The sequence below is a fragment of the Sodalis sp. RH24 genome (assembly GCF_047324145.1).
Classification (GTDB): Bacteria; Pseudomonadota; Gammaproteobacteria; order Enterobacterales; family Enterobacteriaceae; genus Acerihabitans.
In genome coordinates this window covers 4,220,987-4,244,565 of sequence record NZ_CP178729.1, presented here as the reverse complement: position 1 = coordinate 4,244,565, position 23,579 = coordinate 4,220,987, and the positions used below count along the sequence as shown (strand labels likewise).

The following is a 23,579-nucleotide window of genomic DNA, read 5'->3' as shown; positions in this document are numbered from 1 at the left end:
ATTTTAATGGTTCTTGTAACATTACAGCGTTCTTTTGCTATGTTGATAATTAACGCTTAACGAATTTTACCACCCCGCCAACCAACAACACCTGAGAATGGGCGGGCAACAGTTTCCCTGGTGTTGGCGCAATCTTCGCGCACCCCGGCCTAGGTCGGGGTCATTTTTTTTCAGCCTTACGTACCCACTCCCGCAGCGTCTGCACATCGTTACGCCACTCCTGCCCCAGTTCGTCCACCCACTCCTGCACGTTATCCCACCAGGCCGGCAGTTCCGGCGATTGGATCTGCTGGGCCAACTGCTGCAGGTGCAGCAGGCCGATGGAGCCGGCGGCGCCTTTGATCTTATGGCCTTCCTCGGCGATGCCGTGCCGATCGCGCGCGGTCATATTGGTCGACAGCAGAGTCATATACCCCGGCATCATCTTCTCGAACATCTCCAGGCCCTGGTATATCAGGGACGGTCCCACCAAGTCCAGATACTGCTCCAGCATCGCGGTGTCCAGTATGGCCTGCGCCGCCGGCGCTCCGGCGGCATCCTCCGCGTCGGCGGGCCGATCGCCGGGATGATCCCAGAAGCGCTGGATGACCTCGGTCAGGGCCGATACCGCCAGCGGCTTGCTCAGCACATCATCCATGCCGGCATCGAGGTACTCCTGTTTGTTTTTCAGTACGTTGGCGGTCAGGGCGATCAGCGGCGGCAAATCCCGTCCGGCGTAGCGCCGGCGCAGCTCGCGGGAGATATCCAGCCCGGTCATATCCGGCAACTGGATATCCAGCAGCACCAGGTCATATTCATCGGGATCAAACATCTCCAGCGCGTCGCGGCCGGTCATCGCCACATCCACGCTGCTGCCCAGTTTTTCCAGCACCGAACGCGCCACCACCACATTCAGCTCAATGTCCTCCACCAGCAGTACGTTGAGCGCCGGCAGCGGCAGGTCATCTTCGTCGTCCTTCGGCTCAGGCCGCACTTCCGGCGCCGTGATGGACAAGCTGAAACACGAGCCTTTGCCCGGCTGGCTTTTTACCTGGATATCGCCGCCCATGGCTTGCGCCAGGCGTTTTGACACCGCAAGGCCGATGCCGGTACCGGTGGCGGGCTTGCCGCCGTTCTGATCCTTGACCTGGTAATACATGGCGAAAATCTTGTCCTGCTCGTCCTCGGGAATGCCGATACCGGAATCCTCCACGTCAAAGCACAGCAGATCGTCTTTTTCGCGCCGGACGCGAATAATAATTTCACCGCTGCGGGTAAATTTCACCGCGTTGCCAATCAGATTCCACAGGATCTGGCGCAGGCGGGTGCCGTCGGCAAGAATGGCGTCCGGCAGCGGCGCGCAGGGCTGCATCACCAGCGTCAGCCCCTTGGGCTGCACCAAAAGGCCGGACAGGTTCTCCAAATCGGTCAGGAAGGCGTTGAAATCCATCGGCTGGTTATCCAACTGCACCTTGCGCCGCTCCAGTTTATCCATTTCGATAATATCGTTGAAGATATTGCCGAGGGTGATGGCGCTGACGTGAATGGTCTTCAGATAATTGAGCTGCTCCTGATCCAATTGGGTATCGAGCAGGATGCGGCTTAAGCCGACGATGCCGTTAAGCGGCGTACGCAGCTCGTGGCTGATCGTTGAGATAAAGGTGGTCTTCTCCCTGCTGGCGTTCTCCAGCGCGTCCTGGTAGCGCTTACGCTCGGTTATATCGCGGCCGAAACCCATCAGGCCGTGTCGTTTGCCCACCCGGTCGTAAAAAGGCACCTTGCGCAGTTCAAAACAGGCCTTGCGTCCGTCGGGATAGACCAGCCACTGCTCGTAGGTCAGCGAGACATTATGGCGGAACACCTTCTCATCGGTTTCGATCACTTTTTCCGCGATATCCGGCGCATACACATCGCGTGGGGTCAAGCCTACCAGTTGCTTCTCGCTTTTCCCCACCAACAGTTCCGTCGCGCGGTTGCAGCCGGAAAATTCCTTGTTTTCATTGCGGTAATACACCAGGTCGGGCGAGGCGTCCAGGAAAGAGCGCAGCAGCGAAGACTGTTGTTCCAGCTCGATTTGCGCCTGTTCGCGCCGGGCCATTTCCTCGGTCAGTTTATCCATGGCGCGCTGGCGGGCGTCCTCCGCCTTCTCGCGATCGGCAATCTCCTGGTTCAAATGCGCGATATTGTCCTGCAACTGCTGGTTGAGCTGCAGGTCGCGGTTGCGCATTTCCTCCAGTTTATCCACCAGCCGCGCCAGCCGCTGGCGGGATTCCTCCAGTTGCTCAACCACCACCGAGAGAAAATACACCGCCCAGGGCGTGATCAGCAGGCCGAAAAAGATCGAGCGCACCACGTCGATGCTTTCAACCTCGCCGCGCAGCAGCATGGTCACGGCCATCTGCACAATCATGGCCAGCACCACCAGCGCCGACGCCAGCAGCAGCGAAAAACGGACCAGCCCCAACTTGACCATCAGGTCGACGTAATATTGCGCCAGCAGGCGGATTTGCTTCATAGCGGTTTCCTTGGGTGACGATGCCGTCAATCATACCGTAAAAAACGATACCGTAGGTGACGTCGCGGGGGGAGAAGGCGGTCAGGCCCCGGGCAAGAACGGCATGCCCAGGGCGCTGCCCTGGCCGCCCTGCGCCTTGAGGTCATTATACAGCGCATTCATCCCGTTCCAGTGATTGGCGCACCACAAAGGTGCAAGCAGGGTCGGCGGACGGGCGCTGGCGCTAATACGGTGGAAAATCACCTGCGCGGGGGTATGGCGGATCATCTCGCCGGCAATGGCGGTATAGTCCTCCAGGCTTAGCGCGGCAAGACGCCCCGCCCGCCAGGCCCTGGCCATCACGCTGCCCTCGACCAGCAGCAGCGGATGCAGCTTCAGGCCGTCGACGCCCGCCGCCAACACCCGATCGAGGGTGGACAGGCATTCCGCCGCCCCCTCGCCCGGCAAGCCGACAATCAGGTGCGTGCACACGCGCAGGCCCCGCGCCCGCGCCGCCGCCACGGTATGGCGATAACAGGCAAAATCATGACCGCGGTTGATACGGCGCAGGGTTTTATCCTGCGCGCTTTGCAGCCCCAGTTCCAGCCAGACCTCATACCCCTGGCGCTGGTAGCCGGCCAGCAAGTCCAGTACCTCGGGCGGCGCGCAATCCGGACGGGTGCCGACGCAGATGCCGACGATATCGGCCTGCGCGAGGGCCTCGCGGTAGAGACGGTCTAAAACCCTCACTTCTGCATAAGTACTGGTATAGGCCTGAAAATAGGCCAGGTAGCGTTTGGCCCGGTCGGCGTTGCGCGCCTGGCCGGCTACCTGCTCGCCGACGCTGCGGAACTGGCTTTGTTCGTCGGCAAAAGAGGCGACATTGCAAAACGTGCAGCCCCCGCGTCCGAGGGTACCGTCGCGGTTGGGACAGCTAAACCCCCCGTGCAGCGAGAGTTTATACACTTTCTGGCCGTAGCGGCGCAGAAGATCGCCGCCAAACATATTGACTACCTGCAGCAACTGCATATTCTGGTTATCCCGGCCGGTTGAGGTCGTCCAGACTAGCCGGTTTGCCCGCCGGCCGTGATGATATCGATCAATACCCATCGCCGTCGCCGGCCGCATCGCATATTTATGCAAAGAAGGTGAGAATAAAATCAATTCTCATCGATTAAAATTTCTTATTTTCTCCCGGCGAATCATTCATAATGTCACTATCGCGACAAAACAGAGCCATACACGCCAGAAAACACGCTAGCCAGCAGATCCTGCTGTTATGGGGCCAGGCACTAGCATGGTGCAGAGATACTAGCGCTGCACTACAGTGAGACAGCGCATATCGGCGCCGGCCGCTCCCGCCGTCCAGACGACGGTCAAACCGGCTTTAATTAGATTATTATCAACTGGTTAATAGTGTTTTCAGGCGATTTAAGCCCCTTTATGACGGGATTTGACCTGCGTGGTGTTTATCGTTAATTTGGAAGGCCGCTGGAAGAATTCTGGACGGGTTAACGACTCGTCATAGTTATGCAGTTATGAAGACTCCTTCTTAAAGCAAGTCGTTTATCACGAGCAAAGACCGCCACGATGAGGTTACCTGGAGAGAGTGGAACAGCTGGACGTTTAATCCGCTGCCGCTCAATACGGATACGCCTCCTCGCAGTAGGTTGTGAGAGTCACCTGGAGCCTGGGGAGGTCCACGATATGTTGTACGATGAATCCCAAGAGAAGGACAACTGCGGCTTCGGCCTGATTGCCCATATAGAAGGCGAGCCCAGCCACAAGGTGGTCCGAACCGCTATTCATGCGCTGGCCCGTATGCAGCATCGTGGCGCCATCCTGGCCGACGGCAAGACCGGCGACGGCTGCGGCCTGCTGTTGCAAAAACCCGATCGCTTCTATCAGATGGTGGCGCTGGAGCGCGGCTGGCGGCTGGCTAAAAACTACGCCGTCGGCATGATATTCCTGAGCCGCGATGAAGACGAGGCCCGCGCCAGCCGCCGGATTGTCGAAGAGGAACTGCAAAACGAAACGCTGTCGATAGTCGGCTGGCGCGAGGTTCCCATCAATCCCGATGTGTTGGGTGAAATCGCGCTCTCCTCGCTGCCCCGTATCGAGCAGATTTTTGTCAACGCCCCGGCGGGCTGGCGTCCCCGTGATATGGAACGCCGCCTGTACGTGGCGCGCCGCCGTATCGAAAAGCGAGTGGCCGACGACAGTTTTTACGTCTGCAGCCTCTCCAATCTGGTGACTATTTATAAAGGCCTGTGCATGCCGGCGGACCTGCCGCGCTTTTACCTGGATCTGGCGGACCTGCGGCTGGAATCGGCCATTTGCCTGTTCCACCAGCGCTTCTCCACCAATACCGTGCCGCGCTGGCCGCTGGCGCAGCCGTTTCGCTACCTGGCGCACAACGGCGAAATCAATACCATCACCGGCAACCGGCAGTGGGCGCGGGCGCGCGCCTATAAGCTGAAGACGCCGCTAATCCCGGATTTGCAGGACGCCGCGCCGTTCGTTAACGAAACCGGCTCCGACTCCAGTTCGCTGGATAATATGCTCGAGCTGTTCCTGAGCGGCGGCATGGACCTGATCCGCGCCATGCGCCTGCTGGTGCCGCCGGCCTGGCAGAACAATCCCAATATGGACCCGGAGCTGCGCGCCTTTTTCGATTTTAACTCCATGCACATGGAACCCTGGGACGGACCGGCGGGGCTGGTGATGTCCGACGGCCGTTTCGCCGCCTGTAACCTGGACCGCAACGGCCTGCGCCCGGCGCGTTATGTCATCACCACCGATAAGCTTATCACCTGCGCCTCCGAAGTGGGCATCTGGGATTACCAACCCGACGAAGTGGTGGAAAAAGGCCGCGTCGGACCGGGCGAGCTGATGGTGATCGATACCCGCAACGGGCGTATCCTGCACTCGGCGGAAACCGATAACGACCTGAAAAGCCGCCATCCCTATAAAGAATGGATGGAAAAGAACGTGCGCCGCCTGACGCCGTTTGAGGAGTTGTCCGACGATCAGGTCGGTCACCGCGAGCTGGACAATACCCTGCTGGAAACCTACCAGAAGCAGTTCGGCTATTCCAACGAGGAGCTGGACGCCATTTTGCGCGTACTGGGCGAAAACGGCCAGGAAGCCACCGGCTCCATGGGCGACGATACCCCCTTTGCCGTGCTGTCGAGCCGCCCGCGCGTGATTTACGATTATTTCCGCCAGCAGTTCGCCCAGGTGACCAACCCCCCCATCGACTCGCTGCGCGAAGCCCATGTCATGTCGCTGGCCACCTGTATCGGCCGGGAAATGAACGTGTTCTGCGAAGCGGAAGGCCAGGCGTTCCGGCTGGCGTTTAAATCGCCGATCCTGCTCTACTCCGATTTTACCCAGTTGACCACCCAGGAAGAGCATCATTACCGCGCCGACAAGCTGGATATCACCTACGATCCCAGCGAGCGCAATATGCACGAGACGCTGCTCAAGCTGTGCGACGACGCGGAAGAGAAAGTGCGCCAGGGCACGGTGCTGCTGGTGCTGACCGATCGGGCCATTTCCCCCACCCGGCTGCCGGTGCCCGCGCCGATGGCGGTGGGCGCCATCCATACCCGCCTGGTGGAAAAAAACCTGCGCTGCGACGCCAACCTGATCGTGGAAACCGCCAGCACCCGCGACCCGCATCATTTTGCGGTGCTGATCGGCTTTGGCGCCACGGCCATCTATCCGTACCTGGCCTATGAAACCCTGGCGGCCATGATCGACAGCGGCACCATCGAAAAAGATTACCGTACCGTGATGCTGAACTACCGTAACGGCATCAATAAGGGCCTGTACAAGATCATGTCCAAGATGGGCATCTCCACCGTGGCGTCGTACCGCTGTTCCAAGCTGTTTGAGGCCGTCGGCCTGCATCGCGAACTGACGGATCTGTGTTTCCAGGGCGTGGTCAGCCGTATCGGCGGCGCCAGCTTCAGTGAATTTGAACAAGATTTGCTGAATCTCTCCAAACGCGCCTGGCTGAAACGCAAACCGCTGGATCAGGGCGGCCTGCTGAAGTATGTCCACGGCGGCGAATACCACGCCTACAACCCGGACGTGGTCAAGACCCTGCAGCGGGCGGTGCAAAGCGGCGAGTACGGCGAATACCAGCAGTACGCCAAGCTGGTCAACGAACGTCCCATCGCCATGCTGCGCGACCTGCTGGCCATCAAGCCCGACGGCAACGCCGTGTCCCTGGACCAGGTGGAGCCGGCGGAAAACCTGTTCAAACGTTTTGACACCGCCGCCATGTCCATCGGCGCCCTCAGCCCGGAAGCCCATGAATCGCTGGCGCAGGCCATGAACAGCCTGGGCGGCTTCTCCAATTCCGGCGAAGGCGGCGAAGACCCGGTCCGCTACGGCACCAATAAGGTCTCGCGCATCAAACAGGTCGCCTCCGGGCGCTTCGGCGTCACGCCGGCCTACCTGGTCAACGCCGATGTTATCCAAATCAAGGTGGCGCAGGGCGCCAAGCCGGGCGAAGGCGGCCAGCTGCCGGGCGATAAGGTGACCCCGTATATCGCCAAGCTGCGTTATTCGGTGCCCGGCGTGACGCTGATTTCCCCGCCGCCGCATCATGATATTTATTCCATCGAGGATCTGGCGCAGCTGATTTTCGATTTAAAACAGGTCAATCCAAAGGCGCTGATTTCGGTCAAACTGGTTTCCGAGCCCGGCGTGGGCACCATTGCCACCGGCGTGGCGAAGGCCTATGCGGATTTAATCACCATCGCCGGCTACGACGGCGGCACCGGCGCCAGCCCGCTGTCGTCGGTAAAATATGCCGGTTGCCCGTGGGAACTGGGCCTGGTGGAAACCCAGCAGGCGCTGGTGGCCAATGGCCTGCGCCATAAGATACGCCTGCAGGTGGACGGCGGCCTGAAAACCGGCCAGGACATCATCAAGGCGGCGATCCTGGGCGCGGAGAGCTTCGGCTTCGGCACCGGTCCGATGGTGGCGCTGGGCTGTAAATACCTGCGCATCTGCCATTTGAACAACTGCGCCACCGGCGTGGCCACCCAGGATGAAAAGCTGCGCCGCGATCATTATCACGGCCTGCCGGAACTGGTGACCAACTACTTCCGTTTTATCGCTCGGGAGACCCGCGAAATCATGGCGGAGCTGGGCGTGACCCGGCTGGTGGATCTTATCGGCCGCACCGATTTACTGCTGGAGCTGGACGGCATTTCCGCCAAGCAGCATAAGCTGGACCTGTCGCCGCTGCTGAAAACCGCCACCCCGCATCCGGGCAAGGCGCTGTATTGCACGGAAAGCAGCAATCCGCCGTTCGACAAGGGACTGATGAACAAAACCCTGGTCGAACAGGCCATGCCCCATGTGGAGCTGCGCCAGAGCAAGACGTTTTATTACGATATCCATAACACCGATCGCTCGGTGGGCGCCTCGTTGTCCGGCGCCATTGCCGCGCAGCACGGCGACCAGGGCTTATCCGCCGATCCGATCAAGGCCTTTTTCACCGGCACCGCGGGCCAGAGTTTCGGCGTGTGGAATGCGGGCGGCGTGGAGCTGACCCTGACCGGCGACGCCAACGATTATGTCGGCAAAGGCATGGCCGGCGGCAGTATCGTTATCCGTCCGCCGGTGGGCTCGGCGTTTCGCAGCCATGAAGCCACCATTATCGGCAATACCTGCCTGTACGGCGCCACCGGCGGCAAACTGTTTGCCGCCGGCCGCGCCGGCGAGCGCTTTGCGGTGCGTAACTCCGGCGCCATCACCGTGGTGGAGGGCATCGGCGACAACGGGTGTGAATATATGACCGGCGGCATCGTCTGCGTGCTGGGCCGTACCGGCGTCAATTTCGGCGCGGGCATGACCGGCGGCTTCGCGTATGTCCTCGACGAAGAAGGCGATTTCCGCAAGCGGGTGAATCACGAACTGGTGGAAGTGCTGGACGTGGAGCAATTGGCCATCCATGAAGAACACCTGCGCGGCCTGATTACCGAACATGTCCAGTTGACCGGCTCCCATCGCGGGGAAGAAATCCTGGCCGACTGGCCGGCCTGGGCATCGAAATTTACCCTGGTCAAACCAAAATCGAGTGATGTGAAAGCGTTGCTGGGTCACCGCAGCCGTTCTGCGGCAGAGCTTCGCGTGCAAGCGCAGTAAGAGGTTAATGATGAGTCAAAATGTTTATCAATTTATCGACTTGCAGCGTGTGGATCCGCCTAAAAAACCGCTCAAGATCCGGAAAATTGAGTTTGTGGAAATCTACGAGCCGTTCTCGGAATCGCAGTCCAAGGCGCAGGCGGACCGCTGTATTTCCTGCGGCAACCCTTACTGTGAGTGGAAATGCCCGGTACATAACTACATTCCCAACTGGCTGAAGCTCGCCAACGAAGGCCGGATTATCGAAGCGGCCGAGCTGTCGCACCAGACCAACAGCCTGCCGGAAGTGTGCGGACGCGTGTGCCCGCAGGATCGCCTGTGCGAAGGCTCCTGTACGCTGAATGACGAATTCGGCGCGGTCACCATCGGTAATATCGAACGCTATATCAACGATAAGGCGATTGAAATGGGCTGGAAGCCCAACGTGTCGGGCATTGTGTCCACCGGCAAGCGGGTGGCGGTGATCGGCGCCGGTCCCGCGGGGCTGGCCTGCGCCGACGTGCTCACGCGCAACGGCGTACAGGCGGTGGTGTTCGACCGCCATCCGGAAATCGGCGGCCTGTTGACCTTCGGCATCCCGTCGTTCAAGCTGGAAAAAGACGTGATGATCAAACGCCGCGAGATATTCAGCGAGATGGGCATTGAATTTCGGCTGAATACCGAAGTCGGCAAAGACATCATGATGAGCGATCTGCTGGGCGAGTTTGACGCGGTGTTCCTGGGCGTCGGCACCTATCAGTCCATGCGCGGCGGCCTGGAAAACGAGGACGCGCCCGGTGTTGTGGACGCGCTGCCGTTCCTGATAGCCAATACCAAGCAGCTGATGGGCTTTGAAAACCCCGAGTCGGCGCCTTACGTCAGCATGGAAGGCAAACGCGTGGTGGTGCTGGGCGGCGGCGATACGGCGATGGACTGCGTGCGCACCTCGATACGCCAGGGCGCAACCCATGTGATCTGCGCCTATCGCCGCGATGAGGAAAACATGCCCGGCTCGAAACGCGAGGTGAAAAACTCGCGCGAGGAAGGGGTGGAATTTATGTTCAACCTGCAACCGGTCAGCATCGAAATCGATGCCGCCGGTAAAGTGTGCGGTGTGAAGATGGTACGCACCGCCATGGGCGAACCGGACGCGCACGGCCGTCGGCGCGCCGAGATTATCGCCGGGTCGGAGCACGTGCTGGCGGCGGATACGGTGGTCATGGCGTTTGGTTTCCGTCCGCACAGTATGCAGTGGCTGGCGGATTTCAGCGTCGAGCTGGACAGCCAGGGACGGATTATCGCGCCGGAAGGCACCGAAACCGCGTTCCAAACCAGTAATCCGAAGATTTTCGCCGGCGGCGACGCGGTGCGGGGTTCCGATCTGGTGGTGACCGCCATTGCCGAAGGCCGCAAGGCCGCAGATGGCATCATGAACTACCTGGAAGTGTGATTGCCGCTAAGGCCCTCCCGCTCCGCCAGGGGCGGGAGGGCCTTGCCGTTACGGGCACGGATGAAATCGTTCCCGCCGTGATGGGCGCAGAGGGGCCTTTGGCTTATTTCACGACCCGCAGCGACGGACGCCCGCCACGCGGCGGCGTTGGCGGCTCGTCATCGGGATGATAGTCATCATCGCTATCAGGACGGTCGCCGTCAATAATGGACATGACCGTTTCCGGCGCGTTACCCAGGGTCGACGCATCTTCCGCCACGCCATTTTGCTCATAGCCGACTTCCGGCTCAAACATGGTGCCGGCGCCGTTTTCGCGGGCATAAATGGCCAGCACGGCGGCAATGGGCACATTGACCTGACGCGGGATACCGCCGAAGCGCGCGTTAAAACTCACTTCGGCGTTGGTGAGCTCGAGGCTTGCCACCGCCCGGGGGGCGATATTGAGGACGATTTGTCCGTCACGGGCAAATTCCATCGGCACCGAGACGCCGTCCACCGTGACATCCACCACCAGGTGCGGCGTCAGGTGGTTGTCCAGCAGCCACTCATAGAACGCCCGGAGCAGGTAGGGGCGGCGTGGGGAGAGTTGAGAGACTTCCATACCTTAGCCCCGGGTTTGCAGGCGCATTTCGCGCTCAGCTTCGGTTAAGGAGGCCAGGAAGGCGTCACGCTCGAATACGCGCGTCATATAGCCCTTGAGCTCCTTGGCGCCGGCGCCGGCCAACTCGATCCCCATCTGCGGCAAACGCCACAGCAGTGGGGCCAGGTAGCAATCCACCAGGCTGAACTCTTCGCTCATGAAGTACGGCGCTTCGTTAAATACCGGCGCTACGGCCAGCAGCTCTTCACGCAGCTGGCGGCGGGCGCCTTCCGCTTCCTGGGCGCTGCCCTGCTCGACCTTGCGCATCAGGGAGTACCAATCGTTTTCGATGCGATGCATCATCAAACGGCTGGTGCCGCGCGCGACCGGATAAACCGGCATCAACGGCGGATGGGGAAAACGCTCGTCAAGATATTCCATGATGATGCGCGATTCATACAGGGTCAGTTCGCGATCGACCAGGGTCGGCACGGTGCGGTAAGGGTTGAGGTCAATCAGGTCCTGCGGTAGATTATCAAGTTCTACCTGCTCAATTTCGACACTGACACCTTTTTCCGCCAGTACGATGCGTACTTGATGGCTAAAAATGTCGGTCGGGCCAGAAAACAGCGTCATCACCGAACGTTTGTTGGCAGCGACAGCCATGAAAACCTCCAAGTTTATCTAGAAAATACCGCGAATAGCCAACTAACCCGGCTACTATCCTGAAATTGTTTGACTGTTAATTCACCTGGCGCCACGCTGCCCATCGCAACCGCGGCAAGCGCTGCTTGCGGCATCATGATAAATCGCCGGCGACATCAACAGACATAAAAGTGTTTAACAGTTTACCAGATTTTTGCATGTTTAGGGGGATGGCGTGTGGCAAATCGCGTTGAATACATCGACGCAATCAGATATTTGGCGTTAAATCAACGCTCGGGAAATAAAAAAGCCCGGACCGTGCCGGGCTTTGTCAGCTGTAATAATAACAGCCGGGAATTAACGTTTGGAGAACTGCGGACGACGACGTGCTTTACGCAGACCGACTTTCTTACGTTCAACCTTACGGGCATCGCGGGTAACGAAGCCGGCTTTGCGCAGTTCTGCGCGCAGCGATTCGTCATATTCCATCAGTGCACGGGTGATACCGTGACGGATTGCGCCTGCCTGACCGGAAATGCCACCGCCGGTAACGGTGATGTACAAATCCAGCTTTTCAACCATGTCGACCAGTTCCAGCGGCTGACGAACTACCATGCGGGCAGTTTCGCGACCGAAGTATTGATCCAGACTACGCTGGTTGATAACGATGTTACCGCTACCCGGCTTCATGAAGACGCGTGCGGAGGAGCTTTTGCGGCGACCAGTGCCGTAGTATTGATTTTCAGCCATTGCCTATAATCCCGATTAAATGTCCAGAACTTGCGGTTGCTGAGCCGCGTGGTTGTGCTCGGTACCCTTGTAAACTTTCAGTTTACGATACATTGCACGACCCAGCGGGCCTTTTGGCAGCATGCCTTTAACCGCGATTTCAATCACACGCTCAGGGTGGCGGGCAATCATCTCTTCAAAGGTCGTTTCTTTAATACCGCCGATGAAACCGGTATGATGATAATAGATTTTGTCGGTACGCTTTTTGCCGGTGACGGCAACTTTTTCGGCGTTCAACACGATGATATAATCACCGGTATCAACATGCGGCGTAAATTCCGGTTTATGCTTCCCGCGCAGGCGACTGGCCAGTTCAGTAGCAAGACGACCCAGGGTTTTACCGCTGGCGTCGACAACATACCAGTCGCGTTTGACGGTTTCTGGTTTTGCTGTAAATGTTTTCATTAAAAGCTTACCCAATTAAAGTTACACGTTGGTGAACACCCAAACGCTTCAATGAATAGTTATGAGGCTCACACGGCTATCTAGTCCAGCAAACCTACCCCTTCGAATAGCCGTTGCTGGCGCGATCGAAGTTTTCGGGAAAAAAACTTCTTGTAACGTGGGGTCGCAAGATTATAGAGAAGACGAGGCCAAAGGTCGACTGTTATTTACGATTCCAGCCCAATCAGTCGGCGGGCGCGCCGCTCACGGCAAGTGCGGCAGGGCCAGGTACTCTTCGCTTTGCATCTCCTGCAGGCGCGACAGGCAGCGCTGGAATTCAAAACGCAGCAACTGGCCCTGGTACAAAGACGCCAGCGGCGCGTCGGCGGCAATCACCAGCTTAACCTGCCGTTCGTAGAACTCATCCACCAGGGCCACAAACCGCCGGGCGGTATTTTCATCCTGCGGGCCCATCGCATGCACATTGTGCAGCAGCACGCTGTGATAAAGGCGGGACAGGACAATATAATCATTCTGGCTGCGGGCGCCGGCGCACAGCGTGGCGAAATCCAGGGCCACCACGCCGTCCCGGGCGCCGAGCGTCGGCAACGGACGATGATTGACCGTCAGCACCGGCGCGCCGTCCGGCCGTGCGCCGGCCAGGCGGGTGAAAATGCGCGCCATATCGGCGGCGGTCTGCTGATCCAGCGGCGTCAGGTAGAGGCTCGCCTGGGTCAGGGTGCGCAGCCGGTAATCAATGCCGGCGTCTACGTTCATCACCGCGCAATGGCGTTTGATTAGCGCGATGGCCGGCAGAAAGCGGGCGCGCTGCAGACCGTTGCGGTACAGGTCGTCCGGCGGGATATTGGACGTGGCGACCAGGGTGATGCCGCGGGCGAACAACGCCTGCATCAGCGTACCCAACAGCATGGCGTCGGTAATGTCCGCGACAAAAAACTCGTCAAAACAAAGCACGTCGGTTTGCGCCTTGAAATCATCGGCAATCAGTTCCAGCGGGTCTTCATGCCCCTGCAAACGGTTCATCTCCTCGTGCACCCGCAGCATAAAGCGGTGGAAGTGCAGGCGCAGCTTACGTTCTCCCGGCAGGCTTTGAAAAAAAAGATCCATTAACCAGGTTTTTCCGCGCCCTACCCCGCCCCACATATATAATCCCTGTACGGGTTCGACGGCTTCGACGTTTTTTTTGCCGCGCAGGCGCTGGCCCAGGCGCCCCAACAGCCCGCCGGCGGCCGGCGCGGCGGCGGGCTTCGCCAGCAGTTGGCGGTGAAGGTGTTCAAGCTTATCGACGGCCGCTGCCTGGACGGCGTCGGCCTGGTATTCGCCTCCTGCCAGCATCTGCTGGTAGAGGGATAATGGCGATGTGACATGCATGGCGGCAAACGATCCCTGATACGATTATTTGTAACACTTTTGTTGCGGCCAGCTTAAACAGCCGCGCCGCGGAACACAAGGGCAACAAATAACAATGCTTTGCCCGCGGTGACGCTATCGGGATTCCCCACCGACCGGGTAAACGGTTATAGTGGGAAGTATAGAGTGTGAAAACCCTACGGGACAACGAAGTCAAATATAGGAGTCATTATGACCTGGGAATATGCGCTGATTGGATTAGTGGTCGGTATCATCATCGGTGCGGTCGCAATGCGGTTCGGCAACCGCAAACTACGTCAGCAGCAAACGCTGCAGCATGAGCTGGAAAAGAGCAAGGCGGAGCTGGAGGAATACCGCGAGGAGCTGACCGGCCATTTCGCCCGCAGCGCCGAACTGCTCGATAACATGGCCGACGATTACCGCCAGCTTTACCAACATATGGCCAAAGGCTCCAATAGCCTGTTGCCCAACCAGACCGGCGAGGATAATCCGTTCCGTTACCGCCTGACCGAGGCGGAATCGGATAACGATCAAATCCCGGCGGGCATGCAGCCGCGGGATTACCCCGCCAGCGCCACCGGCCTGCTGCGGGGCACGCGGGAACCACGTAAATAACTTTACAATAAGGCGGGATATCGCCAGCCCCCGCTGACATAACCTTACTGCGCCACCGCTGAACTTTAGCCGTCCCAACAGGGTCATAGAAGAACAAAAAGTGGCGTTTTAACATGGTTAATGATTAATGGCGTCGTTCACGGACAGCAAGCGAGTAATAAGTTTAATGAAAACCACACCTTTATTCAGCGCATTGGCACTTTGCATCTCATTCGGCTTAACCTCTTCCCTGCCTGCCCAGGCGGCGCTGCCGGCCGCGGTACCCGGGCAGACCATGCCCAGCCTGGCTCCCATGCTGGAAAAAGTGCTGCCGGCGGTGGTCAGCGTACATGTGGAAGGTACCCAGCAGGTGCAGCGCCCGACCCTGCCGAAGGAATTCAAATACTTTTTCGGCCCGGGCACCCCGCAGGGCGATCAGCAGCCCGGCGATTCCCGTCCGTTTGAAGGCCTGGGCTCCGGCGTTATCATCAACGCCGCCAAGGGGTATGTCATCACCAACAACCATGTGGTGAACGGCGCGGATAAAATCAAGGTGCAGCTTAACGACGGCCGCGAGTTCGACGCCAAGCTGGTCGGACGCGACGAACAGACCGATCTCGCGCTGCTGCAGCTGCCGGACCCGAAAGGCCTCAGTGAAATCAAGATGGCCGATTCGGACAGCCTGCGGGTCGGCGATTTTGCCGTGGCGGTGGGCAACCCCTTCGGCCTGGGGCAGACCGCCACTTCCGGTATTATTTCGGCGCTGGGGCGCAGCGGCCTGAACCTGGAAGGGCTGGAAAACTTTATCCAGACCGACGCCTCCATTAACCGCGGCAACTCCGGCGGGGCGCTGATTAACCTCAACGGCGAGCTTATCGGCATCAATACCGCCATCCTGGCGCCCGGCGGCGGCAATATCGGCATCGGCTTCGCCATCCCGAGCAATATGGTGCAAAACCTGAGCCAGCAGTTGATTGAATTCGGCGCGGTCAAACGCGGCCTGCTCGGCATCAAGGGCAGCGAAATGACCGCCGATATGGCCAAGGCCTTCAAGATCGATACCCAGCGCGGCGCCTTTGTCAGCGAAGTCCTGCCGGGCGGCGCCGCCGCCAAGGCGGGGGTGAAGGCCGGCGATATTATCGTGTCTATCGAAGGCAAGCCTATTACCAGCTTTGCCGAGCTGCGGGTGAAAATCGGCACCACCGCGCCGGGCAAGGCCGTTAAGCTGGGCCTGCTGCGCGAAGGTAAACCCGTGGAAGTGACGGTCACGCTTGACGACAGCGCCGCCACCACCAGCAGCGCGGAAATCCTGACCCCGGCCCTGCAGGGCGCCTCGCTCAGCAACGGGCAGTTGAAGGACGGCACCAAGGGCGTGGCGGTGGATGACGTGGCCAAAGACACCCCGGCGGCCCAGATCGGCCTGCATAAAGGCGATGTGATCATCGGCATCAACCGCGAACGGGTGGAAAACATCACTCAGTTGCGTAAAGTGCTGGAGGCCAAGCCCGCGGTCATGGCCATGAATATCATGCGCGGCGACGAGAGTATTTTCCTGTTACTGCGCTGATGCACCCTATAGCTTTCGGGTGACAGGCAGGCGGCAAGCGAGTGAATCCCGATGAGCTTACTCGTGTAAGTGATTCGGGTGAATAAGCGTAGCCAACGCACCTGTCGCGTGAAAGATGACGGGTATACCCTATAGCTTTCGGGTGACAGGCAGGCGGCAAGCGAGTGAATCCCGATGAGCTTACTCGTGTAAGTGATTCGGGTGAGTAAGCGTGGCCAACGCACCTGTCGCGTGAAAGATGACGGGTATAGGTCAAAACATAAAAAATCGGACACTGACCATGCAGCGTTCGATAAACTCATGTTATCCTGCCGCTATTTCCTTCCTCTTGTTCGGACATCATGCTGGTTAAGCTTCTACGTGCGGTTATTTTTGGACTTATCATCGCGGGCGTCATGCTGCTGGCGTTGCCTGGGCTGCGTTCCACCACCGGCACGCTGATTGCCGGCCATGCCGACAGCGACGACGAGACCCCGGTCAGCTATAACCAGGCGGTGCGCCGGGCCGCGCCGGCCGTGGTCAACGTTTACAACCGCAGCATGAATACCGGTTCCCAAAACGAACTGGAAATCCATACCCTGGGTTCCGGCGTCATCATGAACCAGAAGGGTTACCTGCTCACCAATAAGCATGTTATCAACGATGCCGAGCAGATTATCGTGGCGTTGCAGGACGGCCGGGTCTATGAGGCGCTGCTGGTCGGCTCCGATAGCCTCACCGATCTGGCGGTGCTGAAAATCGACGCCACCAACCTGCCGGTTATCCCCATCAATCCCCGCCGCGCGCCGCATATCGGCGATGTGGTCATGGCCATCGGCAATCCCTATAACCTGGGCCAGACCGTGACCCAGGGCATTATCAGCGCCACCGGCCGCATCGGCCTCAGTCCTTCCGGGCGCCAGAATTTTCTGCAGACCGATGCCTCCATCAACCGCGGCAACTCCGGTGGGGCGCTTATCAACAGCCTGGGCGAACTGGTGGGGATCAATACCCTGTCGTTCGATAAAAGCAATAACGGCGAAACGCCGGAAGGCATCGGTTTCGCCATTCCCACCGCCCTGGCCACCAAGGTGATGAACAAGTTGATTCGCGACGGACGGGTGATCCGCGGATATATCGGCATCGGCGGGCGCGAGGTGGCGCCCCTGCATACCACCGGCGCCAATATGGATCGCATCCAGGGCATTATCGTCAATGAAGTCACCCCCGGCGGCCCGGCGGCGCAGGCCGGCATCAAAGTCACCGACGTTATCCTTAGCGTCAACAATAAGCCGGCGATATCGGCGATTGAAACCATGGACCAGGTGGCGGAAATCAGGCCAGGCTCGGTGATCCCGGTGGTGATTTTACGCAACGGCGCCAAGCTGACGCTGAATGTGACCATCCAGGAATATCCGGCTTCGGATTAACAGGGGTGTTGACGGTGCGGATGAATACGCCAGCGGCCGACGCTTAAGCGGGGATGGAGCGGGGGAATAACGCCCTGCCTGAAAACACCGGCAGGGCGATAAGCGGTTATTCGCCGGTGACGCGTTCGATATTGGCGCCCAGCTTGCGCAGCTTGGCCTCGATGCAGTCATAGCCGCGATCGATATGGTAGATGCGATCCACCAGCGTAACGCCTTCGGCAATGCATCCGGCCAGCACCAGGCTGGCGGACGCGCGTAAATCGGTGGCCATCACCTGCGCGCCGGACAAGGTTTCCACCCCGTGGCAGATGACCGTATTGCTTTCGATCTCCGCCCGCGCGCCCATGCGGATCAGCTCCGGCACATGCATAAAGCGATTTTCAAAAATGGTCTCGGTAATCACGCCGGTGCCTTCGGCCACCAGGTTCAGCAGGCTGAACTGCGCCTGCATATCGGTGGGGAAGCCGGGATGGGGCGCGGTGCGCACGGTGACGGCTTTAGGCCGCTGGCCATGCATGTCCAGGCTTATCCAGTCGTCGCCGGTTTCGATATCCGCGCCGGCTTCGCGCAGCTTGGCCAGCACCGCGTCCAGCGTATCGGGACGGGTTGCCCGGCAGACTACGCGCCCGCGGGAGACCGCCGCCGCCACCAGGAAGGTACCGGTCTCGATGCGATCGGGCAGCACGCGATAAACGCCGCCGCCAAGGCGTTCCACGCCCTCGATGGTGATTTTATCGGTTCCGGCGCCGGCGATCTTCGCCCCAAGCGTAATCAGGAAGTTGGCGGTATCGACAATTTCCGGCTCGCGGGCGGCGTTTTCAATAATGGTGGTGCCTTCCGCCAGGGTGGCGGCGCTCATAATGGTTACCGTGGCGCCGACGCTGACTTTATCCATGACGATATGCGCGCCGCGCAGCCGCCCGTCCACCGACGCCTTGACATAACCCTCTTCCAGCTTGATGGTGGCGCCGAGCTGCTCAAGGCCGGTAATATGCAGATCCACCGGCCGTGCGCCGATGGCGCAGCCGCCGGGCAGGGAAACCTGTCCCTGGCCGAAACGGGCTACCAGCGGCCCGAGCGCCCAGATGGACGCGCGCATGGTCTTGACCAGTTCATAAGGCGCGCAGAACACGTCCACCCCGCCCGCATCCACATGCACCGACCCGTTGCGCTCGACTTTGGCGCCAAGCTGGCGCAGCAGTTGCATCGTGGTATCGATATCTTTTAATTTTGGTACATTTTGTATTTCTACCGGCTTTTCCGCCAGCAGCGCGGCGAACAATATCGGCAACGCCGCATTTTTAGCGCCGGAAATGGTCACTTCGCCATTCAGGCGGGTCGGACCCTGGACACGGAATTTATCCATCAACACTGCTCTCTGTATTTAACGGGCTTAGATATACAACGCCATAGCGCGGCATCGCCTACAACTTAAAAACCATTCAGCTTACGATCGCGCCGCCACTCTTCCGGGGTATACGCCTTGATAGAGAGTGCATGGATACGATTGTCCGAAATATATTCCATCAACGGGCCGTAGACCGCCTGTTGTTTTTTAATACGGCTCATGGAGGCAAACCGCTCGCTCACGACGATGACCTGAAAATGGCTGCCATCGCCCGTTACATGCGCTTCTTCCAATGCCAACGCCTCGGCGTTCATCAGCACTTCTTTGATTTCGTGGTTTTCCATAAGGGTCAAATCACTGTCATGGGTCGGGAAACAAGCCGATATCTTAGATGAATACGTCGTCATCGGAAACAGGCAATAATGTGTTCATTCTGTCAGCCGGGCGTATCGTCCGCGCAGGGCAGGATATTATGCAGGTTGTACAAGGTGATAAGGGTGCGCAGTTTATCGGTGACGCCGGTAAGCATGAGCGTACCGCCGCGCCTGGCCTGCAGCGCGCACAGGTGCAGCATCAGGGCCACGCCGGCGGAGTCCACCCGATCCAGCCGCGAGACGTCCAGGAAGCGGATGCCCTGCAGGGCCTGTTCGCGCTGTTCCCAAAACGGCAACAGCGTGACGCGATCAAGCTCGCCCCGCAGGACAAGCGTGTCTTCCTCGGCTTGCCAGCTCAGGGTTTCAGCCATTGCTTTTCTTATCCAGCGAGATAGGTTGCGCGGCGGCGGCCTGTAACTGCCTCGTCAGCCCCTCGATCCCCTGCTGGCGCAGCGTCGAGGCCCATTCATTCTGCTTGGTGGTGATCATGCTCACCCCTTCGGCGATCATATCGTAGGCCTGCCAGTTACCGGTCTGGCTGTTCTTGCGCCATTGAAAATCCAGCCGTACCGGCGGGCGCCCACCCTGATCGACGATGGTGACGCGAATGGCGACGATCGTGGCATCGCCCACGGGCTGCGGCGGGGCAACCTGGTAGGTCTGGTTGCTGTACATCGCCAGCGCCTGGCCGTAGGCCTGCTCCAGATAAGCCTGGAAAGCCTTGAAGTAGGCATCGCGCTGCGCCGGGGTGGCCTGGCGGTAATAGGTGCCGAGCACCAGCGCGCCGGCGTATTTGACCTGCACATAGGGCAGCAGTTCTTCACGCACCACATCGCGCAGCACGTTGGGATTGGCGCGAATCTGGCTTTGTTCGTTCTTGAGGCGGGTAAAGGTTTTATCCGCCGCCGCGTTCATCAGCGCATAGGGATTGGTCTGGTCGACGGCCTGGGCCAGCGGCGCGACCGCAAGCAGGGCCAGCAGTAAAAATCGTGTAAACATAAAACATTATCCTCTTATTTTGCCGCCGCCGCGGGGGCGTTGCCGTCGGCGGATGCAGGTGCGTGGGCCGCGCCGCTGGTCGGGGCGGGCCCGTTGTCGCCGGAAACAGGCGCGGGTTTGTCGCCGCTTTTGTACAGGAACTGGCCGATCAGGTCCTCCAGCACCAAGGCTGATTTGGTATCTTGAATAATACCGCCATCCTTAAGGATAGACGTTCCCATATCCGGGTCCTCGAAGCCGATGTTCAGCGCCAGGTATTGTTCGCCCAGCAGGCCCGAGGTGCGGATCGCCAGGGAGCTGGTATCGGGGATATGATTGTAGGTGTCCTCGATGTCCATCGATACCCTGGGCGCATAGGTTTTCGGGTCGAGGGTAATCTCCGCCACCCGGCCTACCACCACGCCGCCCACTTTGACCGGCGAACGCACCTTCAGCCCGCCGATATTATCGAAAGTGGCCGAAATACGGTAGGTGGACACGCTGCCCATCGAGCGGATATCCGCCACTTTCAGGCACAGGAAAATAACGGCGCACAGGGCGATGATCATAAAAACGCCGACCCAGATTTCACTCTTTTTCGTTTGCATTAACTCACTTCCCAAACATCAGTGCTGTCAGCACAAAATCCAGTCCCAACACCGCCAGGGACGCATGGACGACCGTTCTGGTGGTCGCGCGGCTAATCCCCTCCGACGTCGGGATCGCATCATAACCGTTAAACAGCGCGATCCAGGTGACCGTAATGGCGAAAACCACGCTCTTGATCAGGCAATTCACCAAATCCTGGTGCCAATCCACCGCGCCTTGCATGGCGGACCAGAAATAACCGTTGTCGATCCCCTTCCAGTCCACCCCCACTATGCCGCCGCCCCAAATGCCCACCGCGACAAAAATGGCCGTCAGCAGCGGCATGCTGATGACGCCGGCCCAAAAACGGGGCGCCACGATGCGCCGCAGCGGATCGACCGCCATCATCTCCAGGCTGGACAATTGCTCGGTGGCCTTCATCAACCCGATTTCGGCGGTCAGCGCCGACCCGGCGCGCCCGGCGAACAGCAGCGCGGTCACCACCGGGCCCAGCTCGCGCAGCAGCGACAACGCCACCATCATGCCCAGGCTGGCCTCGGCGCTGTAGGTGGTCAGGATAATATAGCCCTGCAGCCCCAGCACCATGCCGATAAACAACCCCGACACAATAATAATGATTAACGATTGTACCCCGACGCTGTAGAGCTGCTTTATCAACAGCGGCCACTGCTGCCGGAAGGCGGGTTTGCCCACCAGCGCGTTAAATAACATCACGCCTGACCGCCCGAAAGTATGGCAGACGCTGATGCCCCGGCGTCCAAAGGACGCTAATGCTTGTTGTAGTAGCATGGCTCGGTCAACTCCCTGAACCTAAAAGCTGTGTTTTATAATCTCTGGCGGGGAAATGAAACGGCACCGGACCATCGGCGATGCCGTCCAGGAACTGCCGCACCCGCGGATCCTGGTTGGCGCGCAGCTCGGCCGGCGTTCCTTCCGCGATAACATGCTGCTCGGCCACGATGTAAGCGTAATCGGCGATGCTCAATACCTCTGGCACGTCATGGGAGACCACGATGCAGGTGACGCCCAGCGCGTGGTTCAATTCATCGATAAGTTTGACCAGCACGCCCATGGTAATGGGGTCCTGCCCGACGAAAGGCTCGTCAAACATAATCAGTTCCGGGTCGAGGGCGATGGCGCGGGCCAGCGCGGCGCGCCTGGCCATGCCGCCCGAGAGTTCGGAAGGCATCAGCGACGCGGCCCCGCGCAGCCCCACCGCCTCAAGTTTCATCATCACGGTGGTGCGCAGCACTTCTTCCGGCAGCCGCGTGTGCTGCCGCAGGGGGAACGCCACGTTTTCAAACACGTTGATATCGGTAAACAGGGCGCCGGACTGGAACAGCATGCTGATTTTTTTGCGCACCTCGTATAGCCGCCCGCGCGATAAGGAGGGAATATTGTCGCCGTCAAACCAAATTTCGCCGCTGTCGGGCGGCAGCTGGCCGCCAATCAGGCGTAACAGGGTGGTTTTACCGATACCCGACGGCCCCATGATCGCGGTGATCTTTCCCCGCGGCACCTGCAGGGTGATGTTGTCGAATATCGGCCGATTGCCGCGCCGGAAGCTCAATCCGCGGATATCGACCAAATGCTCCGTCTGGTTCATGTCATTACTGCCCATATCTTGCCCACTTAAAGCCCATTGCCCTAGATATTAAAGCAATAGGACCGATTCATCGAACTTTTACATAAAATTACCCTGGCGGCGGTAAGATAGGATCAATAGCCGATGTTTTACTTTTGGCCCGCGGGCAGTCAAAATTAAGACGCGCGCCGGTTGCCGGCATCCTTACCCTTCCGCCCGGGAAGCGGCGGTGGCGACGGCGGCCCAGGATTCTTTCACATCAAGGACTTCATATGTTTTTTGCCACGTCATTATTAGTTATTGGTCTTATTCTACTGGTTTATGGCGCGGATAGATTGGTTTACAGTGCTGCCGTGATCGGCCGGTCGCTGGGTATGGCGCCCTGGCTGGTGGGCTGCACCATCGTCGCATTGGGCACGTCCCTGCCCGAACTGCTGATCGCGGTCACCGCCGCGCTGAATCATCAACTCGATATGACCGTGGGCAATATCCTTGGTTCCAATGTGATCAATAGTTTATTGATCGTCGGCGGCGCGGCGCTGATCCGTCCCATGGCCTTCCATTCGGACATCGTGCGGCGCGAGCTGCCGCTGCTGCTGCTCGCCACCGCGCTGTGCGGCCTGGCGCTGGCGGATCGCGCCCTGGGCCGCCTGGATGGTATAATACTGTTGCTGGCGGCGATAGGGTATATTGCCGCCATGATCGCCCTGACCCGCCGGGCGCAGAGCGCCGGCAACGACAGCCTGACCCGCGAACGGCTGGCTGAGCTGCCGCAGGACACGCCGGATAGCGGCACAACCGTGGCGGTGCTGTGGCTGGCGCTGGCCTTTATCATCATGCCCATATCGGCGCATATGGTGATTGATAACGCGGGCGTGGTGGCCCGGCATCTGGGGGTAAGCGAGTTGGTGATCGGCCTGACGGTGGTGGCCTTCGGCACCAGCCTGCCCGAACTGGCAACCGTTATCGCCGGCGCCCTGAAAGGGGAAAACGATATTGCCCTGGGCAATCTCATCGGTTCCAATATCGTCAATAGCCTGCTGGTGCTGGGCGTGCCGGCCCTGCTTTCGCCCGGCCGGTTCAATCCGCTGGCGTTTACCCGCGATTATTGGGTTATGCTGGCGGCAAGCATTATATTAACCGCCTTTTGCCTGGGAAAGCGCCGTAGGATCAACTCTGGCATGGGCGCTCTGTTATTATGTGGTTTTGCCGCCTATGTTACGGTGTTGTTTATTTAGCCCGCGGACGCTGCCGG

General features: G+C 59.3%; 20 protein-coding genes. 6 read left to right on the top strand and 14 right to left on the bottom strand.

The window, feature by feature from the left end; genetic code table 11:
• Positions 1 to 160: 160 nt before the first annotated feature.
• A complete protein-coding gene (gene arcB, locus ACL2XG_RS19275; RefSeq protein ID WP_413721522.1) occupies positions 161 to 2,494 on the bottom strand; it encodes an aerobic respiration two-component sensor histidine kinase ArcB in 2,334 nt (777 codons plus the stop codon).
• 81 nt (positions 2,495 to 2,575) lie between these two features.
• A complete protein-coding gene (locus ACL2XG_RS19270; RefSeq protein WP_413723500.1) occupies positions 2,576 to 3,502 on the bottom strand; it encodes a TIGR01212 family radical SAM protein in 927 nt (308 codons plus the stop codon).
• A 678-nt stretch (positions 3,503 to 4,180) separates the two neighbouring features.
• Between ACL2XG_RS19270 and gltB the strand changes: the two genes are divergently transcribed.
• Both gltB and ACL2XG_RS19260 read left to right on the top strand, forming a co-directional pair.
• A complete protein-coding gene (gltB, locus tag ACL2XG_RS19265; protein ID WP_410013374.1) occupies positions 4,181 to 8,641 on the top strand; it encodes a glutamate synthase large subunit in 4,461 nt (1,486 codons plus the stop codon).
• 10 nt (positions 8,642 to 8,651) lie between these two features.
• Positions 8,652 to 10,070: a glutamate synthase small subunit gene (locus ACL2XG_RS19260; RefSeq protein ID WP_410016723.1), complete on the top strand. Its 1,419-nt coding sequence runs from the start codon at positions 8,652 to 8,654 to the stop codon at positions 10,068 to 10,070.
• Positions 10,071 to 10,173: 103 nt separating this feature from the next.
• Here ACL2XG_RS19260 and sspB read toward each other — a convergent pair whose 3' ends face one another.
• From sspB to zapE, 5 genes are all read right to left on the bottom strand, one after another.
• Positions 10,174 to 10,671, bottom strand: coding sequence for a ClpXP protease specificity-enhancing factor (gene sspB / locus ACL2XG_RS19255; RefSeq protein ID WP_410013373.1), 498 nt, complete (start codon positions 10,669 to 10,671; stop codon positions 10,174 to 10,176).
• 3 nt (positions 10,672 to 10,674) lie between these two features.
• Entirely contained in the window at positions 10,675 to 11,316 is a 642-nt protein-coding gene (gene sspA, locus ACL2XG_RS19250; protein ID WP_410013372.1) for a stringent starvation protein SspA, read from the bottom strand.
• A 336-nt stretch (positions 11,317 to 11,652) separates the two neighbouring features.
• Positions 11,653 to 12,045 carry a 30S ribosomal protein S9 gene (rpsI, locus tag ACL2XG_RS19245; protein WP_162366275.1) on the bottom strand — a complete coding sequence of 131 codons (393 nt, stop codon included), beginning with the start codon at positions 12,043 to 12,045 and terminating at the stop codon, positions 11,653 to 11,655.
• 15 nt (positions 12,046 to 12,060) lie between these two features.
• Positions 12,061 to 12,489 (bottom strand): 50S ribosomal protein L13, encoded by a 429-nt coding sequence (gene rplM, locus ACL2XG_RS19240; RefSeq protein ID WP_410013371.1) that lies wholly within the window; start codon positions 12,487 to 12,489, stop codon positions 12,061 to 12,063.
• A gap of 243 nt (positions 12,490 to 12,732) precedes the next feature.
• Positions 12,733 to 13,860, bottom strand: a complete 1,128-nt coding sequence (zapE, locus tag ACL2XG_RS19235) for a cell division protein ZapE (RefSeq protein WP_413721523.1) — start codon at positions 13,858 to 13,860, stop codon at positions 12,733 to 12,735.
• Between the two features lie 210 nt (positions 13,861 to 14,070).
• On the opposite strand from zapE, the gene zapG reads away from it, so the two are divergent.
• The 3 genes from zapG (at position 14,071) to degS (ending at position 17,430) form a co-directional block, all read left to right on the top strand.
• Positions 14,071 to 14,475, top strand: coding sequence for a Z-ring associated protein ZapG (zapG, locus tag ACL2XG_RS19230; protein WP_410013369.1), 405 nt, complete (start codon positions 14,071 to 14,073; stop codon positions 14,473 to 14,475).
• A gap of 166 nt (positions 14,476 to 14,641) precedes the next feature.
• Positions 14,642 to 16,021 (top strand): serine endoprotease DegQ, encoded by a 1,380-nt coding sequence (gene degQ, locus ACL2XG_RS19225; protein WP_410013368.1) that lies wholly within the window; start codon positions 14,642 to 14,644, stop codon positions 16,019 to 16,021.
• Between the two features lie 341 nt (positions 16,022 to 16,362).
• Entirely contained in the window at positions 16,363 to 17,430 is a 1,068-nt protein-coding gene (gene degS, locus ACL2XG_RS19220; protein ID WP_410013367.1) for an outer membrane-stress sensor serine endopeptidase DegS, read from the top strand.
• 106 nt (positions 17,431 to 17,536) lie between these two features.
• On the opposite strand, the gene murA is transcribed toward degS, so the two are convergent.
• The 7 genes from murA to mlaF all read right to left on the bottom strand — a co-directional run bounded on the left by murA (position 17,537) and on the right by mlaF (position 22,345).
• Complete coding sequence (gene murA / locus ACL2XG_RS19215; protein ID WP_410013366.1) at positions 17,537 to 18,796, bottom strand: UDP-N-acetylglucosamine 1-carboxyvinyltransferase; 1,260 nt, start codon at positions 18,794 to 18,796, stop codon at positions 17,537 to 17,539.
• A 65-nt stretch (positions 18,797 to 18,861) separates the two neighbouring features.
• Positions 18,862 to 19,122, bottom strand: a complete 261-nt coding sequence (gene ibaG, locus ACL2XG_RS19210) for a BolA family iron metabolism protein IbaG (RefSeq protein ID WP_413721524.1) — start codon at positions 19,120 to 19,122, stop codon at positions 18,862 to 18,864.
• A gap of 92 nt (positions 19,123 to 19,214) precedes the next feature.
• On the bottom strand, positions 19,215 to 19,523 hold the full coding sequence (gene mlaB / locus ACL2XG_RS19205) for a lipid asymmetry maintenance protein MlaB (RefSeq protein WP_413721525.1): 309 nt from the start codon (positions 19,521 to 19,523) through the stop codon (positions 19,215 to 19,217).
• Positions 19,516 to 20,151, bottom strand: a complete 636-nt coding sequence (gene mlaC / locus ACL2XG_RS19200) for a phospholipid-binding protein MlaC (RefSeq protein ID WP_410013363.1) — start codon at positions 20,149 to 20,151, stop codon at positions 19,516 to 19,518. Before mlaC ends, mlaB begins: the two co-directional genes overlap by 8 nt.
• A 14-nt stretch (positions 20,152 to 20,165) precedes the next feature.
• Positions 20,166 to 20,738 carry an outer membrane lipid asymmetry maintenance protein MlaD gene (gene mlaD, locus ACL2XG_RS19195; RefSeq protein ID WP_410013362.1) on the bottom strand — a complete coding sequence of 191 codons (573 nt, stop codon included), beginning with the start codon at positions 20,736 to 20,738 and terminating at the stop codon, positions 20,166 to 20,168.
• 4 nt (positions 20,739 to 20,742) lie between these two features.
• A complete protein-coding gene (gene mlaE, locus ACL2XG_RS19190) occupies positions 20,743 to 21,528 on the bottom strand; it encodes a lipid asymmetry maintenance ABC transporter permease subunit MlaE (RefSeq protein WP_410013361.1) in 786 nt (261 codons plus the stop codon).
• A 7-nt stretch (positions 21,529 to 21,535) separates the two neighbouring features.
• On the bottom strand, positions 21,536 to 22,345 hold the full coding sequence (gene mlaF / locus ACL2XG_RS19185; RefSeq protein WP_410016722.1) for a phospholipid ABC transporter ATP-binding protein MlaF: 810 nt from the start codon (positions 22,343 to 22,345) through the stop codon (positions 21,536 to 21,538).
• A gap of 251 nt (positions 22,346 to 22,596) precedes the next feature.
• Between mlaF and ACL2XG_RS19180 the strand changes: the two genes are divergently transcribed.
• Positions 22,597 to 23,562, top strand: a complete 966-nt coding sequence (locus ACL2XG_RS19180; RefSeq protein WP_410013360.1) for a calcium/sodium antiporter — start codon at positions 22,597 to 22,599, stop codon at positions 23,560 to 23,562.
• The last annotated feature ends 17 nt before the right edge of the window (positions 23,563 to 23,579 follow it).

What these genes read in the sequence shown, in the direction of transcription:
- arcB (WP_413721522.1), bottom strand. Translation starts at nt 2,494, where the DNA reads ATGAAGCAAATCCGCCTGCTGGCGCAATATTACGTCGACCTGATGGTC.
- ACL2XG_RS19270 (WP_413723500.1), bottom strand. Translation starts at nt 3,502, where the DNA reads ATGCAGTTGCTGCAGGTAGTCAATATGTTTGGCGGCGATCTTCTGCGC.
- gltB (WP_410013374.1), top strand. Translation starts at nt 4,181, where the DNA reads ATGTTGTACGATGAATCCCAAGAGAAGGACAACTGCGGCTTCGGCCTG.
- ACL2XG_RS19260 (WP_410016723.1), top strand. Translation starts at nt 8,652, where the DNA reads ATGAGTCAAAATGTTTATCAATTTATCGACTTGCAGCGTGTGGATCCG.
- sspB (WP_410013373.1), bottom strand. Translation starts at nt 10,671, where the DNA reads ATGGAAGTCTCTCAACTCTCCCCACGCCGCCCCTACCTGCTCCGGGCG.
- sspA (WP_410013372.1), bottom strand. Translation starts at nt 11,316, where the DNA reads ATGGCTGTCGCTGCCAACAAACGTTCGGTGATGACGCTGTTTTCTGGC.
- rpsI (WP_162366275.1), bottom strand. Translation starts at nt 12,045, where the DNA reads ATGGCTGAAAATCAATACTACGGCACTGGTCGCCGCAAAAGCTCCTCC.
- rplM (WP_410013371.1), bottom strand. Translation starts at nt 12,489, where the DNA reads ATGAAAACATTTACAGCAAAACCAGAAACCGTCAAACGCGACTGGTAT.
- zapE (WP_413721523.1), bottom strand. Translation starts at nt 13,860, where the DNA reads ATGCATGTCACATCGCCATTATCCCTCTACCAGCAGATGCTGGCAGGA.
- zapG (WP_410013369.1), top strand. Translation starts at nt 14,071, where the DNA reads ATGACCTGGGAATATGCGCTGATTGGATTAGTGGTCGGTATCATCATC.
- degQ (WP_410013368.1), top strand. Translation starts at nt 14,642, where the DNA reads ATGAAAACCACACCTTTATTCAGCGCATTGGCACTTTGCATCTCATTC.
- degS (WP_410013367.1), top strand. Translation starts at nt 16,363, where the DNA reads ATGCTGGTTAAGCTTCTACGTGCGGTTATTTTTGGACTTATCATCGCG.
- murA (WP_410013366.1), bottom strand. Translation starts at nt 18,796, where the DNA reads ATGGATAAATTCCGTGTCCAGGGTCCGACCCGCCTGAATGGCGAAGTG.
- ibaG (WP_413721524.1), bottom strand. Translation starts at nt 19,122, where the DNA reads ATGGAAAACCACGAAATCAAAGAAGTGCTGATGAACGCCGAGGCGTTG.
- mlaB (WP_413721525.1), bottom strand. Translation starts at nt 19,523, where the DNA reads ATGGCTGAAACCCTGAGCTGGCAAGCCGAGGAAGACACGCTTGTCCTG.
- mlaC (WP_410013363.1), bottom strand. Translation starts at nt 20,151, where the DNA reads ATGTTTACACGATTTTTACTGCTGGCCCTGCTTGCGGTCGCGCCGCTG.
- mlaD (WP_410013362.1), bottom strand. Translation starts at nt 20,738, where the DNA reads ATGCAAACGAAAAAGAGTGAAATCTGGGTCGGCGTTTTTATGATCATC.
- mlaE (WP_410013361.1), bottom strand. Translation starts at nt 21,528, where the DNA reads ATGCTACTACAACAAGCATTAGCGTCCTTTGGACGCCGGGGCATCAGC.
- mlaF (WP_410016722.1), bottom strand. Translation starts at nt 22,345, where the DNA reads ATGAACCAGACGGAGCATTTGGTCGATATCCGCGGATTGAGCTTCCGG.
- ACL2XG_RS19180 (WP_410013360.1), top strand. Translation starts at nt 22,597, where the DNA reads ATGTTTTTTGCCACGTCATTATTAGTTATTGGTCTTATTCTACTGGTT.